Here is a 15606-nt window from a genome sequence, read left to right as displayed (position 1 = left end):
CGGGCCTCGGGGTTTACTCTTCCCGCTGCGTCGGCAGCGTCAGAGGGGTATAAGGGACAGCGCCCGCCCTCGCGGCGCGGGCGCTCCGGGATGATCGGGCCCTCGATCGGGATGCCGGACGGCTGCCGGGCGCCGGTCAGCTTCACCAGCTCGGTGTCGCCGGTGGTCACCCGGGTGCGCGGGGCGTTGATCCCGGCCCGGCGCGTCATCGCGGACGTGGAGCGCACCTGGTGCGGCAGGACGAGCGTGACGACCGTGCCGCGCTCCCCGGCGCGGGCGGTGCGTCCCGCGCGGTGCATGTAGTCCTTGTGGTCGGCGGGCGGGTCGACGTGCATGACCAGCGACACGTCGTCCACGTGGATGCCGCGCGCGGCGACGTCGGTGGCGACCAGCACGCTGATCGAGCCCTCGCGGAACTCGGCGAGCGTGCGGGTCCGCAGGCCCTGGCTCTTGCCGCCGTGCAGGCCCGCCGCGCGGACGCCGACCTGGACGAGCTGCTTGGCGAGCCGGTCGACGCCGTGCTTGGTGCGGGCGAACAGGATCGTCCGGCCCTCGCGGTTGGCGATCTCGGCGGTGATCGCGCTCTTCTCCTTCGGCGCGACGAGCAGCAGGTGGTGCTCCATCGTGTCGACGGGCTCGTCCACCGGGCCGATCGCGTGCGTCACCGGGTCGTTCAGGTACCGCCTGACCAGGACGTCCACGTCCTTGTCGAGGGTCGCGGAGAACAGCAGGCGCTGGCCGCCGGGCTTGACGGCGTCCAGGATGTCGGTGACGTCGGGCAGGAAGCCCATGTCGGCCATGTGGTCGGCCTCGTCCAGCACGGTGATCTCGATGTCGGACAGGTCGCAGGCGCCCTGCCGCATCAGGTCCTTCAGCCGGCCGGGAGTGGCGACGAGGACCTCGACGCCGCGGCGCAGCGCGTCGATCTGCTTGAACATGGAGGTCTGGCCGATGACGGTCTTGAAGCGCAGCCCGAGGCCGCGGCCGAGCGGCTCCAGGTTGTTCTGCACCTGCTGGGCCAGCTCGCGGGTCGGCACGAGGATCAGCGCCAGCGGACGCTTCGGGGCGGCCTTGCGGCCGGACAGGCGGGTCAGGAGCGGCAGGCCGAACGCCAGGGTCTTGCCGGAGCCGGTCTTACCGCGCCCGAGGACGTCCCGTCCCGCCATGACGTCGGGGATCGCGGCGACCTGGATGGGGAAGGGGGCCTCGATGCCCTGGCGGGCCAGGGCGTTCACCAGCACCGGCGGGATGCCGAGCTCGGCGAAGGTGGGAACCTGCTCCTCGTCCGCGGTGGCGGGCATGGACGGGTTCTGTGCAGCGGCAGCTGTGGTCACGCATTACCTTCCGAGAGGGGGGCACGTCTCGGGAGGCACCGGGATGTGCGCGGCCTGCAAGGACGAGCCTGACGCCATGGGGGCGTCGAAGAGTGATTCATAGAGTCTAACGTCGCCGGGGTACCTCCTTATGCCCCGTCCCGCCGGGAACATGCGATCATCTCCGCCTCAGCAGCCGCAGGCGATCCCCGTGGTCGGGGCCGTCAGCGGGTCCGGGGAGCGGCGCGTGACGGTGCCGTCGCCGTCCTCGACGGGGAACCCCTCACGCGCCCAGTACTCGAACCCGCCGATCATCTCCTTGACCGGACGGCCGAGCTTCGCGAACTCCAGCGCCGCCTTCTGCGCACCGTTGCAGCCGGGCCCCCAGCAGTGGACGACGACGGTCACACCCTGCGGAACCAGCTCGCCGGCGCGCTCGGCGATCTCGGCGGTGGGCACATGGACCGCGCCCGGAATGTGGCCTTGCGCCCAACTTTCGACACTACGCGTATCGACAACGACGACGCCGCCCGCCCCGGCAGCCAGGTCGGCGGCGACATCGGACACATCGGCCTCAAAGGCCAACCGCCCCCCAAAATGCCGCAACGCCTCATGGGCAGCAGCCGCAGGAACCGCACAGACGGATCCGCCATAGTCAACGCCCGCAGGGACGGCCTCCACACCACTCGCCTGGCCACGCTTCACGGCCGCCGCAGGAACGGCCTTCGCGGTGCCCGCCGGGCCGCCGTCGTCGAGGGCCACAGAGACGACGTCCACGCCACTCGCCTGATCGCGATTCACAGCGGCCGCAGGAACGGCCTTCGCGGTGCCCGCCGGGCCGCCGTCGGCGATGGCCGCAGAGACGACATCCACACCGCTTGTCTGGACGGGATTCACGGCGGCTGTAGGAGCGGCGCCGACGGCTTGGATTGCAGGGTTGGTGTTCATGGGGGGCTCCTTTGAGAGGCGTGATGGGGCGATCGTCGCGTGTTCGGCCGGGGTGTGAGGAGTGGCGTGAATGTCCGTCATCGTTAAGATCCCGCCATGCTCGTCACTGACTCCGCACGGCGGCACACGGTCTCGGTGCTGGCGTTCGACGGCATGGCGCCGTTTGAGCTCGGCTCGGTCGTCGAGGTATTCGGACTGCCCCGGCCCGAGCTGGACGTCCCCTGGTACGACCTGCGGGTCTGCTCACTCGAACGCGGTCCGATGCGCGCGGGCGGCGGCTTGACGATCACGGCCGAGCACGGGCTGGACGTGTTCGCGTCCGCGGACACCGTGCTGGTCGTCGCCGTCCCGGACGTCCGGCGCGACCCGCCCCCCGAGGTCGTCGCGGCGCTGCGGGACGCGCACGCGCGGGGTGCCCGCGTCGTGTCCATCTGCTCGGGCGCGTTCGCCCTCGCCGCCGCCGGCCTGCTGGACGGACGCGAGGCCACCACCCACTGGCAGTACGCCGACGTGCTGCGCCGCCGCTACCCGAACGTCCGCGTGACCCCGGACGTCCTCTACGTGGACGGCGACGACGTGCTGACCGGGGCGGGCAGTGCCGCCGGGCTCGACATGTGCCTGCACCTCGTCCGCAAGGACCACGGCGCCCGGATCGCGAACATGGTCGCGCGGCGGCTGGTCGTCCCGCCGCACCGGGAGGGCGGGCAGGCGCAGTTCGTGGAGGCCGCCGTGACCCGCCCGGCGGAGGACGACCCGGTCGCGCGCAGCATGGCGTGGACGCTGGCGCACCTCGCCGAGCCCATCACGGTCGCGCGGATGGCGCGGGAGGCGTGCCTCGCGCCCCGCACGTTCATCAGGCACTTCAACCGGCAGACGGGGACGAGCCCGCTCCGCTGGGTCATCGGCCAGCGCGTCCTGGCCGCGCTGCCGCTGCTGGAGGAGGGCACGGCCCCGATCGAGGAGATCGGCGCGGCCGTCGGTTTCGAAAGCCCGGCGACGTTCCGACATCACTTCGTCCGCGCGATGAAGACGTCACCGTCCGCCTACAGGCGCACCTTCCGAGCCACCGCGGCCGGCGCCCGGCCTTCCAGTGCCTGACCGTCCGCGCAGAGGAGGCCGAGCCCGATCAGGACGGCGGCGAACGGCAGCAGGTCCAGGTTCACCATAAGGCGCGACACGATCTCCAACTGCTCGGCGGTCAGCGGACCGTCCGGCAGGTCCTCATAGTGGTGCTCGACGTGGTCGGACGGTCCGTGCCCGTCCTTCTGGTGCATGCTGATGACGACGTCGAACTCGTCCGCCACGATCGCGGGCGTCCGCTCACCGGACGGCCCGGTGTAGCGGTGACCGCCCATCCATAAGCCGGGGACGATCTCGTTCCACGGGTGTTCCGCGTCCGGCGCTCCCCTGCCTTTGGTGCGCACTGACCTCACCCTTCGCCGGACGGCTCGGTTACCGGGAAAACGCGGGCGCCTGGCGGTCGATCTCGCGGCCCAGGACGACGACCATCTGGTCGAAGGCCGCGGTGCCGTAGCGGGCGTGGAGGGCGGGGTAGACGTTCTTGCGCGCCGCCTCCTTGAGCATCCAGCTCAGGTCGGTGTACGCGACCCGCTCGCCGCGGGACAGCCGGTCATGGGCATCCCGGGTCACCCGGAGCAGCTCCGGATGCCCCGCCGACTCGGAAAGGATCATGCGCGCCGCGTCCCTGAGTTCCATGCCGCGCAGTCTAAACGCGCGCTCCGGGTCACGGGCAGATCATGCAGTACAGCATCTGGCCGACTATCCGGGCGCGGCGGGCCAGCGCCGCCAGCTCGTCCATCGCGGGGCGCGCCTCGTCCGCCTCGAACCAGGTGTCGCGTCCGTCGAGGAACTCGCCGGTGTTGACCCAGATGAAGGCGACGTCGCTCAGGGCGGCGTCGGTCGCGTCCGCGAGGGTGTCGCGGACGAGCACGTCCAGTTCGATGACGCAGACGTCGCCGTCCTCGCGGGTCAGCAGTTCGGGGCCGGGGATGTGGTCGATCTGGATGTCGCCGGTCATCGCCATCTCCTCGTAGGACGGGCCGGACAGCAGCGTCACGAGTTTGCCCAGCATGACGACGGGGTCGATGCCCTTGAGATCGATGGCCTCGATGTCCGGACGCGACTTCGCGGCGTCGAACAGCCCGCTCTCGGACAGGACGACGGCCACGGCCGTTTCCCGGTCGGGCGCCCGGAAGTAGTCGCACAGTACGCCCACGTCGCCGTCCTCCAAGATCTTTCGCCGGACGTTCGGGAGGGTATCGGTCCGCCGGGACATCGGGGCGGCGGTCGCGGCGCGGTCGGTTTTGCAATGCGTGCCTGATTTGCCGGGTTCTCGCAGGTCGGCGGAATCGGCTCCTTCCGCTGGACGAGGAGCCTGGTTAGCATCGCGCTGCGCGCGTCCGGCGCAGAGTGCCGTTGTGCTCCCGGGTACTCGCCGTCCGCCGGGCGCCGTTCCCCGCTGCCCCGCCGATTGGACCCCCCGCCATGCGAAGACGCATTCTGGGCGTGCTCGTCGCCGCCCTCCTCGGGACCGGAACCTTGACGGCCACCGCGTCCGCCGCGTCCGCCGTCCCGGCGCCGCCGAGAGCCGCCGTCGACTTCACCGGGATCGTCGCGCTCAGCAACTGCTCCGGCTCGCTGGTGCGCACGCCGGCCGCCGCCGACAGCGATCCGGCGCTCGTGCTCACCAACGGGCACTGCTATGAGGGCGGCATGCCGTCCGCGGGTCAGGTGATCACGAACCGGGCGTCCAGCCGCACGTTCACGCTGCTGAACTCCAGCGGCCAGGGGTCGCTCGGCAGGCTGCGCGCGTCACGGCTGCTGTACGCGACCATGACCGACACCGACGTATCCCTGTACCGGCTCAATACGAGCTACGCCGCCATCGAGCGGAACTACGGCACGCCCGCGCTGGAGCTGTCGCTCGACCATCCGACCGCCGGCGCCGACCTGCGCGTGGTGTCCGGCTACTGGCGGCGCATGTATTCCTGCAACCTGGACGGGTTCGCCTACCGGTTGCGCGAGGGCGAGTGGACGTGGAAGGACTCGGTGCGTTACACGTCCTCCTGCGACGTCATCGGCGGCACCTCCGGGTCGCCGGTCATCGACGCGGCGTCCGGCAAGGTCATCGCCGTGAACAACACGATCAACGAGAGCGGCGGCCGCTGCACGCTGAACAACCCCTGCGAGGTGGACGAGGCGGGCAACGTCACGGTGCGCCCGCACATCGGGTACGCGCAGGAGACCTACATCCTGGGCGCCTGCATCGCCCCCGGCAGCGTGCTCGACTTCAGCCGTCCGGGCTGCCTCATGCCGCGCTGACCGTCCAACGGAACCCTCGGCCGGACGCTCCCGGCCGAGGGTTCCGCCGTCTCCAGCCCAGGTCACTCCTGTGAGGGACGTTACGACGGCCCGTAGTACTACAGCTCGTAGTATGTCTGACAGGATGTAGTACTACAGCTCGTAGTAGAAGCCGGAGAGGCACGGGGCATGGACTCGGTCGACATCGCACGGTGGCAGTTCGGGATCACCACCGTGTACCACTTCTTCTTCGTCCCGCTGACGATCGGGCTCTCCGCGCTCGTCGCCGGCCTGGAGACCGCCTGGCTGCGGACGGGCAAGACGAAGTACCTGCGCGCCACCAAGTTCTGGGGCAAGCTCTTCCTGATCAACTTCGCGATGGGGATCGTCACCGGCATCGTGCAGGAGTTCCAGTTCGGGATGAACTGGAGTGACTACTCCCGGTTCGTCGGGGACGTCTTCGGCGCGCCGCTCGCCATCGAGGGGCTGCTCGCCTTCTTCGTCGAGTCGACCTTCCTCGGCCTGTGGATCTTCGGCTGGGACCGGCTGAACGCCAAACTCCACAACGCGTGCATCTGGCTCGTCCACATCGGGACGCTGCTGTCGGCGTACTTCATCCTCGCCGCCAACTCCTGGATGCAGCACCCGGTCGGCTACCGGATCGACCACGAGTCCGGACGGGCCGTCCTCACCGACTTCTGGGCCGTCCTCACCAACTCGACGCAGCTCGTCGCGTTCCCGCACACGATCACGGCGGCGTTCGTCACCGGCGGCCTGTTCATGGCCGGCGTCAGCGCCTGGCACCTCGCCCGCCGCAAGAACATCGAGGTCTTCCGGCCGTCGCTGAAGCTCGCCCTCGCCGTCACCGCGGTCGCGTCCATCGGCGTCGCCATCAGCGGCGACATCCAGGGCAAGGTCATGACCGAGCAGCAGCCGATGAAGATGGCCGCCGCCGAGGCGCTCTACGAGACCGAGCAGCCCGCGTCCTTCTCGATCTTCACCGTCGGGACGCTGAACGGCGACGAGGAGGTCTTCGGGATCAAGGTGCCGCGCGTCCTGTCCTTCCTGGCCACCGGCACCTTCGACGGCGAGGTCAAGGGCATCAACGACGTCCAGGCCGCCGAGGAGGCGCGCTACGGGCCCGGCGACTACCGGCCCAACATCCCGATCGTCTACTGGAACTTCCGGATCATGGTCGGCGTCGGGATGCTCACCGCGCTCGTCTCGCTCGCCGGGCTGTGGCTGCTGCGGCGCGGGCGGCTGCCGTCCAGCCCCTGGGTGTACCGGATCGGCGTGCTGTCGCTCGCGCTCCCGTTCATCGGCAACTCCGCCGGCTGGATCTTCACCGAGATGGGACGGCAGCCCTGGTCGGTGTTCGGGGTGCTGAAGACGTCCGCGAGCGTCTCGCCTGGGGTGTCGCCGACGTCGATGCTCATCTCCGTCATCGCGCTGACCACGCTGTACGGCGTCCTCATGGTCATCGAGGCCGGGCTGATGTTCAAGTACGCGAAGGCCGGGCCGCCGTCCGAGGACGAGGTGCTGCCACCGCCGCCGTCCTCCGATGACTCCGACTCCGAGCGCTCGCTCGCGTTCGCCTACTGAGGGGGCCGGTCATGGAACTCACCACCGTCTGGTTCATCATCATCGCCTTCCTGTGGACGAGCTACTTCTTCCTGGAGGGATTCGACTTCGGCGTCGGGATGCTGCTGCCCGTCCTCGGCCGCGACGACGTCGAACGCCGCGTCGTCATCAACACCATCGGACCCGTCTGGGACGGCAACGAGGTGTGGTTCATCGTCGCCGGCGCCGCCACGTTCGCCGCGTTCCCCGAGTGGTACGCCACCCTGTTCAGCGGCTTCTATTTGCCGCTGCTGGCCATCCTGATCGCGCTGATCCTGCGCGGCGTCGCGTTCGAGTACCGCGGCAAGAAGGACGACACGCGGTGGCGGTCCCGCTGGGACAAGGCGATCTTCTGGGGGAGCCTGCTGCCCGCGTTCCTGTGGGGCGTCGCGTTCGCGAACATCGTCCGGGGTGTGCCGCTGGACGCCTCGCACGAGTTCGTCGGGACGCTCGGCGACCTGCTCAACCCGTACGCGCTGCTCGGCGGGCTCACCACGACGATCCTGTTCGTCCTGCACGGGGCGGTGTTCATCGCGCTGAAGACGTCCGGCGCCATCCGGGTGCAGGCGCGGCGCGTCGCGACCGTCGCCGTGGTGGCGGCCATCGCCGCCGGCGGCGCCTTCCTGCTGATCACGCAGCTGCAGCACGGCAAGCCGGTGACCTGGCTGACCGCCCTCGGCGCCGCCGCCGGGCTGCTGCTCGCCGCCGCCGCCAGCCGGCGCGGACGCGAGGGCTGGGCGTTCATCGGCACCGGCACCGCCATCGTGCTCGCCGTCGCCACCCTGTTCACCGCGCTGTTCCCGGACGTCATGCCGTCCACGCTCGGCTCCGGCGGCCTGACCACGGCGAACGCCGCCTCGTCCGGCTACACGCTCACGATCATGACGTGGGTCGCGGCCGTGTTCACCCCGATCGTGATGATCTACCAGGGGTGGACGTACTGGGTGTTCCGGAAGCGGATCAGCACGTCCCACATCCCGGCTCCCGCGACGAAGACCGAGCCGGTGCCGTGAAACCCCTCGACCCGCGGCTGCTGACGTACGCCCGGACGACACGGATCTTCCTGGTGTCGTCCGTGGCGCTCGGCACCGCCACCGCCGGGCTGATCATCGCGCAGGCGACGCTGCTCGCCGACATGCTGGCGCGGGCGTTCCTGGGCGGCGCCTCGCTCACCGATCTGCGCACTCCGTTGTTGCTGCTGCTGGCCGTCGTCCTGGCTCGGACGCTGGTCGCCTGGCTGCAGGAGGTCGCCGCGCACCGCTCGTCCGCCGCGGTGAAGTCCCAGCTGCGCGGTCGGCTCCTCGCTCGCGCTTTGGGGCTCGGGCCGCGCTGGCTGTCCGGCGAACGCAGCGGCGAACTCGCCACCCTCGCCACCCGCGGGATCGACGCGCTGGACGACTACTTCGCCCGCTACCTGCCGCAACTCGTCCTCGCGGTGATCGTCCCGGCGGCGGTGGGGTTCCGGATCCTGCTCGGCGACTGGCTGTCCGCGGTGACGATCGCGGCGACAGTGCCGCTCATCCCGATCTTCGCGATCCTCGTCGGGCTCACCACGCAGCGGAAGATGGACCGGCAGTGGCGGACGCTGTCCGTCCTCGCCGCGCACTTCCTGGACGTCGTCGCCGGGCTGCCCACGCTGAAGATCTTCGGCCGGGCGCGGGCGCAGGCCACCCGGATCCGGGAGGTCACCGACCGGCACCGGCGCGCGACGATGTCCACGCTGCGGATCGCGTTCCTGTCGGCCCTCGTGCTCGAACTGCTGTCGTCCCTGTCGGTCGCGCTCGTCGCCGTGTCGATCGGGTTGCGGCTGGTCGAGGGCGGGCTCGGGCTGGAGACCGCGCTGCTCGTCCTGATCCTGGCGCCGGAGGCGTACCTGCCGCTGCGTCAGGTGGGCGCGCAGTACCACGCGAGCGTCGAGGGCCTCACCGCCGCGTCGCGGATCTTCGAGGTCCTCGAAACACCCTTGCCGGCTTCGGGCACCCGCTCGGACATTCCGGACCTTTCCCACGCAACCCTGCGCCTGGACGGCGTGACGGTCTCCTACGACCGGGGACCGGCGATCGCCGACTTCTCGCTGACCGTCCACCCTGGGGAAACGGTCGCGCTGGTGGGGCCGAGTGGCGCCGGGAAGTCGACCGTGCTGTCAGTGCTTCTCGGATTCGTCCAGCCAGACTCGGGACGCGTCCTCGTCGACTGGGACGACCTCGACTCCTTCTCCCTGGACGCGTGGCGCGCCCAGATCGCCTGGGTACCGCAGCGTCCGCACCTGTTCGCGGGGACGGTCGCTTCGAACATCCTCCTGGGCCGCCCATCCGCGTCTATGGAGTCAGTGCGGGCCGCCGCCGAGGCCGCGAACGCGCTGTCGTTCATCGAGTCCCTGCCTTCCGGCTTCGACACCCCGCTCGGCGACCGGGGGTCCGGCCTGTCAGCGGGCCAACGCCAACGCCTCGCCCTGGCCCGCGCCTTCCTCCGCGACGCCCCGCTCCTCCTGCTGGACGAGCCGACCTCGAACCTCGACGTCGAAAGCGAGGCCGCCGTGATCGACGCCGTACAGCGCCTGAAGACCGGCCGGACCGTCGTCCTCGTCGCCCACCGCCCAGCCCTCACGACCCTGGCCGACCGCACCATCAAGCTCGCCCCCGCGACGGTGACCACATGACCCCCGCGTCGCTTCCCCCCATTGATTCACGTGAAACCTCCACCACCCCACCCGCCACCCTCCGGCCCGGCAGATCGTCTGCGAGAAGGTCGAGGCATTCCTCAGCGCGCCCCGTGCCGCCCTGGCACCGACCGCCGTCCCGCTCACACCCACAACACCCAGCACCCGCACGGGGCCAGAACGTTCTTCTCCCTTTCCTTCGGCCCGTCCGCGCAGCCGTAGGACGACAGCTCGTCACCGGCCGGAGGCAGGCTTTCGTCCAACCGGGCGCGCGTGCCCTCACGTCGTCCGCGCGGATCGAAGTGCCGGTTGGCGCCAAACAGCGCCTGACCGCCGTCGGAGGTTCGTGGAACCCTCGGCACTCGGCATCTCCGCACGGTGGCGACATTGTGATTAGGTCGCTTGCGGTTGGCCCGGGGCTTGCTCCTGCAGTGGAGGTGGTCGTGTGATTCTGCGGCTCATCCAGTTCGCGCGGCCAGCTCGGGGGCGGCTGCTGCTCGCCGTCCTGTTCGGGGTGCTCGCCCTGGGCAGCGGGGTCGGGCTCATGGCGACCTCTGCGTGGCTCATCTCTCGGGCAGCGCAGCAGCCACCCGTCCTCATGCTCATGGTCGCGATCGTCGCCGTCCGCGCGTTCGGGCTCGGACGCGGTGTGTTCCGCTATGTGGAGCGTCTCGTCGGGCATGACGCGACGTTCCGCATCCTGGCGGACCTCCGCGCGCGCGTGTACGAGCGGCTGGAACGACTCGCGCCTGCTGGACTCCCCGCCTTCCGTGGCGGCGACCTGCTGAACCGGCTCGTCGCGGATGTCGATGCCGTCCAGGACCTCTTCCTACGCGTCCTGTTGCCGTGCACCGTCGCGGCCGTCGTCGGTGGGGCTTCGGTAGGGCTCGCGTGGGCGCTGCTCCCATCGGCGGGCGTCGTCCTACTGCTCGCCTTGCTGCTGGCCGGTGTCGTCGCCCCCTGGCTGTCCTCCGCCATGGCGCGCCGGGCCGAACGTCGGACGACCGACCTGCGCGGCGAACTGACCTCCCACGTCGTGGACACCCTCCAGGGCGCGCCGGAACTCATCGCCTACGGTGCGGCCCCCGCACAGCTCGCCGAGGCCACCCGCCTGGACCGCGACTTCACCCGGGCCACGGCCCGTTCCGCCGCCACCGCGGGCCTCGGCGCGGCCATCTCCGCCCTCGCCGGCGGCCTGGCCGTGTGGGGCAGCCTCACCGTCGGTGTGCCGGCCGTCGGCTCGGGTGCGCTCGACGGGGTGCTGCTCGCGGTGATCGTCCTGCTGCCGCTGGCCGCGTTCGAGGTCGTCGCCGGGCTGCCGCTGGCCGCCCAGTACCTGCAGCGCGTCCGGCGCTCGGCCATGCGGATCTTCGCCGTCCTGGACACACCGCCGCCCGTCGAGGACCCGGCCGCACCGGCACCACTCCCCGCAGCCCCGTACACCCTCAAGGTCGAGAACCTGCGAGCCCGGTGGACGCCGACCGCCCCCTACGCCCTCAACGGCATCTCCCTGGACCTTGTGCCGGGACGTCGCTGCGCGATCGTCGGGCCGTCAGGCTCAGGCAAGACGACCCTGACGTCCGTCCTACTGCGCTTTCTGGAACCCGCGTCCGGCAAGGTGTCCCTGAACGGGATCGGGCTGGACGCTCTGGCCGGGGACGACGTCCGCAAGGTCATCGGCCTGTGCGCGCAGGACGCCCACCTGTTCGACTCGACGATCGGGGCGAACATCCGCCTCGCACGCCCCACCGCGACCGACGACGAGGTCCGCGACGCCCTACGCCGCGCCCGCATCCTCGACTGGGTCGACTCCCTGCCGCATGGGCTCGACACCCACGTCGGTGAGCACGGCGCCCAGGTCTCCGGCGGTCAGCGCCAGCGCATCGCGCTGGCGCGCGCCCTCCTCTCCGATTTCCCGATCCTGCTGCTGGACGAGCCCGCCGAGCACCTCGACATCGCGACCGCCGACGAGCTCACCGCCGACCTGCTGACCGCCACCGAGGGCAGGACGACCCTCCTCGTCACGCACCGCCTCGCCGGCCTGGACGCCGTCGACGAGATCATCGTCCTCGACGAGGGCCGCGTCGCCGACCGCGGAACCCACACCGACCTGATCGCCCGGCCGGGCCTCTACCGCTCCCTGTGGCAACGGGAACAAACCCCAACCAAGGTTCCATAACCGACCCCCAGGCGAGCCAGTCGACGAAGGGACGCCGCCGGGCAGCCCTAAACCTGCCGCCGATCACCGGGGCCAGCGCCATACCGACGGTCGCCGTCGCCTGTGCCGTGCTGACGGTCTCCGTGACCAGCCCCAGGGCGATACTGACGATCACCAGGACCGTACCGGTGATCACCAGGGCCGGGCCCGTGCTGCCCGTCGCCCGGGCCAGGACCATACCGGCGATCACCAGAGCCAGGGCCGTACTGTCCGTTGCCGGGGCCAGGACCGTACTGACGGTTTCCCGAACCAGGGCCATACCGGCGATCACCTGGGCCAGCGCCATACGGACGGTCACCGAGAGCAGGCCCCGGCCCGTACTGGCGATCAACAGGGCCAGGGCCATACTGAGGGCCGCCGGGACCAGGACCGTAACTACGACTCCCAGGGGCCGGACCGTACCGGCGATCGCCCGAGCCGGCGCCGTACTGGCGGCCACCAGGACGGGCACCGTACCGAGGGTCCCCAGGGTCGGCGCCGTACCGCCGGTCGCCGAAACCAGGACCGGGGCCGGGGCGGCCGGGGTGCGGGCTGTGCCGGTGGACGGCGGTGGCGAGGCCGGCCAGAAGTTGCCGCCCTTCCTCACGGCAGGGCCGCGGAAAGGTCACCTTGAGCGCGTTCGGCTGGTCACCGATGCTGAGGAGCGTCGACAGCGTCATCCGGCCCTCCTTGGGCTCGGACGCCGCGAGCTGCCGCTTGTCGAGACGCATGACCAGTTCCCGGCCGGGACGCCCGGACGGCGTGTTGCCCTCGAAGAACAGCAGCCATCGCCCCGTCACCGCGATGTACAGACGGCGCGGCTTCACGGTGCCGATCATCGTCCCCAGCGAGAAGATCCCGACCAGTAACGCGAAAGCGGCCTTCCGCGCGACCGACACCGTCCCCACGTCGGCGAGGGTGGCGATCAGTACATGATCGTCCGGCGCCAGGAACGGCGCGGCCACTTCGAAGACCTGCCGGACACGCTTTTCCTTCACTTCATCATCCCCGCATTTCCGGGCAGTCACGAGAACCCGTGCCGGAAGGACTCGTCGGCGGCTGCCAAGCCAGGCCCATATCGGCCCACGATAAACACCGCCCCGGCCACACCGCCGAAATATGCGCGGAGCACATGAGCAGGCCGGACGCAGCTCTACCACCGCACACCCGGCCAGGCGCAAGGACTTCACACGAAGCGACACCGTCCCGAAACAAACGATCCATATTGCTTACAGTTAGTCACACGAACAACCCTGACGGCGACCGCCCTAGACGGGCGGGCTGGCCCCGCCAGCGACTGAAAGTTATGAAAGATCGCTGGCCCGGCGAAGAAGATCTTCTTATGCTCCGGAGTCCGGTGATGAATCCTGAAGGGCCGTCTCATGCCCCAGCTCCCCGCCGCGTCACCCCACGACCGCTCCGCCATCGACCGCCGACGGTTCCTCGGCGTGACCGCGGGAACCGCCGCGGCGTCCACCCTCCTGAGTTCCACCGCGGCGCATGCCGACGCACATCAACCGCCGCCGCCCACCCGCTTCCGGCACCGCAGGGTCCGGTTCGGCGTGAACTACGTGCCGAGCAGGAACTGGTGGTTCTCCTGGTCGGACTGGGACCGCAGGTCCATCGCGGCCGACCTCGACGACATCGCGTCCCTGGGCATGGACCACATCCGCATCATGCTGATCTGGTCCGAGCTACAGCCGAACGCCACCTACGTCCGCGGCGAACTACTCGACCGCCTTGAGGAACTCCTCGATCTCGCCGACCGGCGCCACCTGGACGTGCAGGTGACCGTCTTCAACGGTGCGGTCAGTGGCGTCCTGTTCGTCCCGCCGTATCTCATCAGCAACGGCAACGGCGAGATACGCAACGTGCTCACCGACCCCGTGGCGATCGAGCGGGAACAATGGCTGCTCGGCCAGGTCGCCGAACGCATCGGACGGCACCGCAGGTTCATGGGCTTCGACCTGTCCAACGAGATCCATTGGTTCGCCATCCCCCTGGGAATGAACGCGACCCAGGCGCAGGGCGACGCCTGGCACACCGCCCTGTTCGACACCTGCGAGAAGGTCGCACCGGGCAAGATCCACGTGTCGGGAATCGACCATTGGCCCTGGCAGAACAACGCCTACTGGACCCGGCACGGTCTCGCCACATCGGGCACGATGATCGCCAACCACACCTGGGCCGGATGGACGCAGGTGATCCAGCGCTACGGCTCACTCTCCACATCGTCCACGCACTACTCCGAGTTCTTCATCGAACTCATCAAGGCTTTCCACACCGATCTGGACCGCAAGGTATGGATCGAGGAAACCGGCGTATCAACCGTCTGGATGGACGCAGCCGACATCCCGTCCTGGACCGAACGCTCGATCCGCGCAATGGCCGACTGCACCGACCTGTTCGGCATCACCTGGTGGGACTCGCACGACCTGAACCCGAAGCTCAGCGGATACGTCAACCTCGAATACGACCTCGGCCTCTTCACCAACGACCGCAAACTGAAGCCGATCGGCAAGACCATCCGCAGCATCATCGCCGAGTTCGACAGGCACCCGCCGAAAGCTCCCCAACGAGCCACGGCCCTCGTCCTACCGGACGACATGATCCCGGTACAGAACTTCAGCGACTTCTTCGACCCGTTCATGAAACTCGTCGACGAGGGAACCCGCCCCGCCGTCGTCCTCCAGAGCCGCACCACCGACACCACGTACCTGGCCGCCCGCGGCATAGAACACCTGATCACCCTCCAGCTGACGAGAAGGCTCCCAATGACGAGGCACACCCGACGAACGTTCCTCATCGCCGGCGGAACCAGCATCACCGCCGCCGCACTTGGCGGAATCCGTGCCGCGGCCGCAGCGACCTGGGAAACGCTGATCGACGGCTCGTTCACGAACTACGCCACGCTCGAATCTGCGTGGAACTACCGCTACCCATGGGGCTCAGACCACAACGGCAGCGCCCGCATGTACGGAAGCTCGTCCGACCACAACCACGTCTACCTCGAAAGCTCCGGCGTCCTGACCCTCAAGGCCGCCCGCATCAACTGGGACGAGGGCACCAGCACCGCCGACCCGCACCTCCCGATCCGCTACCACTCCGGTGCCGTCCACGCCAAGCAGCACATACTGGTCAACGACCAGTTCCCCAACTGGGAAGTCAAAGGCGAATTCCAGGCCCCCTCCGCCCGCGGAACCTGGCCGGCCTTCTGGCTGACAGGTGCCGACACCTGGCCCCCGGAAAGTGACATCCTCGAATACAAGGGCGACGCCCGCAACTGGTTCAACACCTACCGGAACGCCTCCGGCGGATGGTCCAACACCATCGTCAACGTCTCCAACCCAGGCTCCTGGCACGGCTACCGCGCCTGGATCACCAAGGTCAACAACACCGACGTCGACATCCACTACTACCTCAGGGACCCGGCAAAGTCGTTTATGCGATTTGAAGCAGGGTGATGGTGCGTTGTGGGTCGCGGGCGTGGTGCCGGTTGGCGGCGGCGATGTTGTCGTGTCCGTCGAGGCGGAGCAGGCTGATCGCGA

The 15606-nt window shown here is 69.6% G+C and carries 13 protein-coding genes; 8 read left to right on the top strand and 5 right to left on the bottom strand.

Features of this window, described 5'->3' with window-relative positions; translation table 11 throughout:
• Nucleotides 1-1334 (bottom strand): DEAD/DEAH box helicase (locus tag HUX53_RS01140; RefSeq protein ID WP_309236987.1); only part of this gene is annotated, 1334 nt, incomplete at its 3' end.
• Nucleotides 1335-1502: 168 nt separating this feature from the next.
• Complete coding sequence (locus HUX53_RS01135) at nucleotides 1503-2261, bottom strand: rhodanese-like domain-containing protein (RefSeq protein ID WP_176401295.1); 759 nt, start codon at nucleotides 2259-2261, stop codon at nucleotides 1503-1505.
• A gap of 96 nt (nucleotides 2262-2357) precedes the next feature.
• On the opposite strand from HUX53_RS01135, the gene HUX53_RS01130 reads away from it, so the two are divergent.
• Nucleotides 2358-3359, top strand: a complete 1002-nt coding sequence (locus HUX53_RS01130; protein WP_176401294.1) for a helix-turn-helix domain-containing protein — start codon at nucleotides 2358-2360, stop codon at nucleotides 3357-3359.
• Here HUX53_RS01130 and HUX53_RS01125 read toward each other — a convergent pair.
• The 3 genes from HUX53_RS01125 to HUX53_RS01115 are packed head-to-tail and all read right to left on the bottom strand — an operon-like array spanning nucleotide 3305 to nucleotide 4497.
• Nucleotides 3305-3685, bottom strand: coding sequence for a hypothetical protein (locus tag HUX53_RS01125; RefSeq protein ID WP_176401293.1), 381 nt, complete (start codon nucleotides 3683-3685; stop codon nucleotides 3305-3307). The two genes, HUX53_RS01130 and HUX53_RS01125, sit on opposite strands and share 55 nt — an antisense overlap.
• Nucleotides 3686-3713: 28 nt before the next feature.
• Nucleotides 3714-3977, bottom strand: a complete 264-nt coding sequence (locus HUX53_RS01120) for a hypothetical protein (protein ID WP_176401292.1) — start codon at nucleotides 3975-3977, stop codon at nucleotides 3714-3716.
• A 28-nt stretch (nucleotides 3978-4005) separates the two neighbouring features.
• Nucleotides 4006-4497 carry a hypothetical protein gene (locus tag HUX53_RS01115; RefSeq protein WP_176401291.1) on the bottom strand — a complete coding sequence of 164 codons (492 nt, stop codon included), beginning with the start codon at nucleotides 4495-4497 and terminating at the stop codon, nucleotides 4006-4008.
• A 269-nt stretch (nucleotides 4498-4766) separates the two neighbouring features.
• Here HUX53_RS01115 and HUX53_RS01110 point away from each other — a divergent pair, with 269 nt between their 5' ends.
• The 7 genes from HUX53_RS01110 (at nucleotide 4767) to HUX53_RS39795 (ending at nucleotide 15522) form a co-directional block, all read left to right on the top strand.
• A complete protein-coding gene (locus HUX53_RS01110) occupies nucleotides 4767-5603 on the top strand; it encodes a serine protease (protein WP_176401290.1) in 837 nt (278 codons plus the stop codon).
• A 168-nt stretch (nucleotides 5604-5771) separates the two neighbouring features.
• Nucleotides 5772-7184 (top strand): cytochrome ubiquinol oxidase subunit I, encoded by a 1413-nt coding sequence (locus HUX53_RS01105; protein WP_176401289.1) that lies wholly within the window; start codon nucleotides 5772-5774, stop codon nucleotides 7182-7184.
• A gap of 11 nt (nucleotides 7185-7195) precedes the next feature.
• On the top strand, nucleotides 7196-8215 hold the full coding sequence (cydB, locus tag HUX53_RS01100) for a cytochrome d ubiquinol oxidase subunit II (protein ID WP_176401288.1): 1020 nt from the start codon (nucleotides 7196-7198) through the stop codon (nucleotides 8213-8215).
• Nucleotides 8212-9861 carry a thiol reductant ABC exporter subunit CydD gene (gene cydD, locus HUX53_RS01095; protein WP_176401287.1) on the top strand — a complete coding sequence of 550 codons (1650 nt, stop codon included), beginning with the start codon at nucleotides 8212-8214 and terminating at the stop codon, nucleotides 9859-9861. Before cydB ends, cydD begins: the two co-directional genes overlap by 4 nt.
• Before the next feature lie 445 nt (nucleotides 9862-10306).
• Complete coding sequence (gene cydC, locus HUX53_RS01090; RefSeq protein ID WP_176401286.1) at nucleotides 10307-12040, top strand: thiol reductant ABC exporter subunit CydC; 1734 nt, start codon at nucleotides 10307-10309, stop codon at nucleotides 12038-12040.
• 648 nt (nucleotides 12041-12688) lie between these two features.
• On the top strand, nucleotides 12689-12994 hold the full coding sequence (locus HUX53_RS01085) for a hypothetical protein (protein ID WP_176401285.1): 306 nt from the start codon (nucleotides 12689-12691) through the stop codon (nucleotides 12992-12994).
• 446 nt (nucleotides 12995-13440) lie between these two features.
• Entirely contained in the window at nucleotides 13441-15522 is a 2082-nt protein-coding gene (locus HUX53_RS39795; protein WP_217918959.1) for a family 16 glycosylhydrolase, read from the top strand.
• Nucleotides 15523-15606: the final 84 nt, after the last annotated feature.

The organism is Actinomadura sp. BRA 177 (assembly GCF_013372625.1).
Taxonomy (GTDB): Bacteria; Actinomycetota; Actinomycetes; order Streptosporangiales; family Streptosporangiaceae; genus Spirillospora.
The sequence above is the reverse complement of the archived record's forward strand: the minus strand, read 5'-3'. Positions and strand labels throughout refer to the sequence as shown.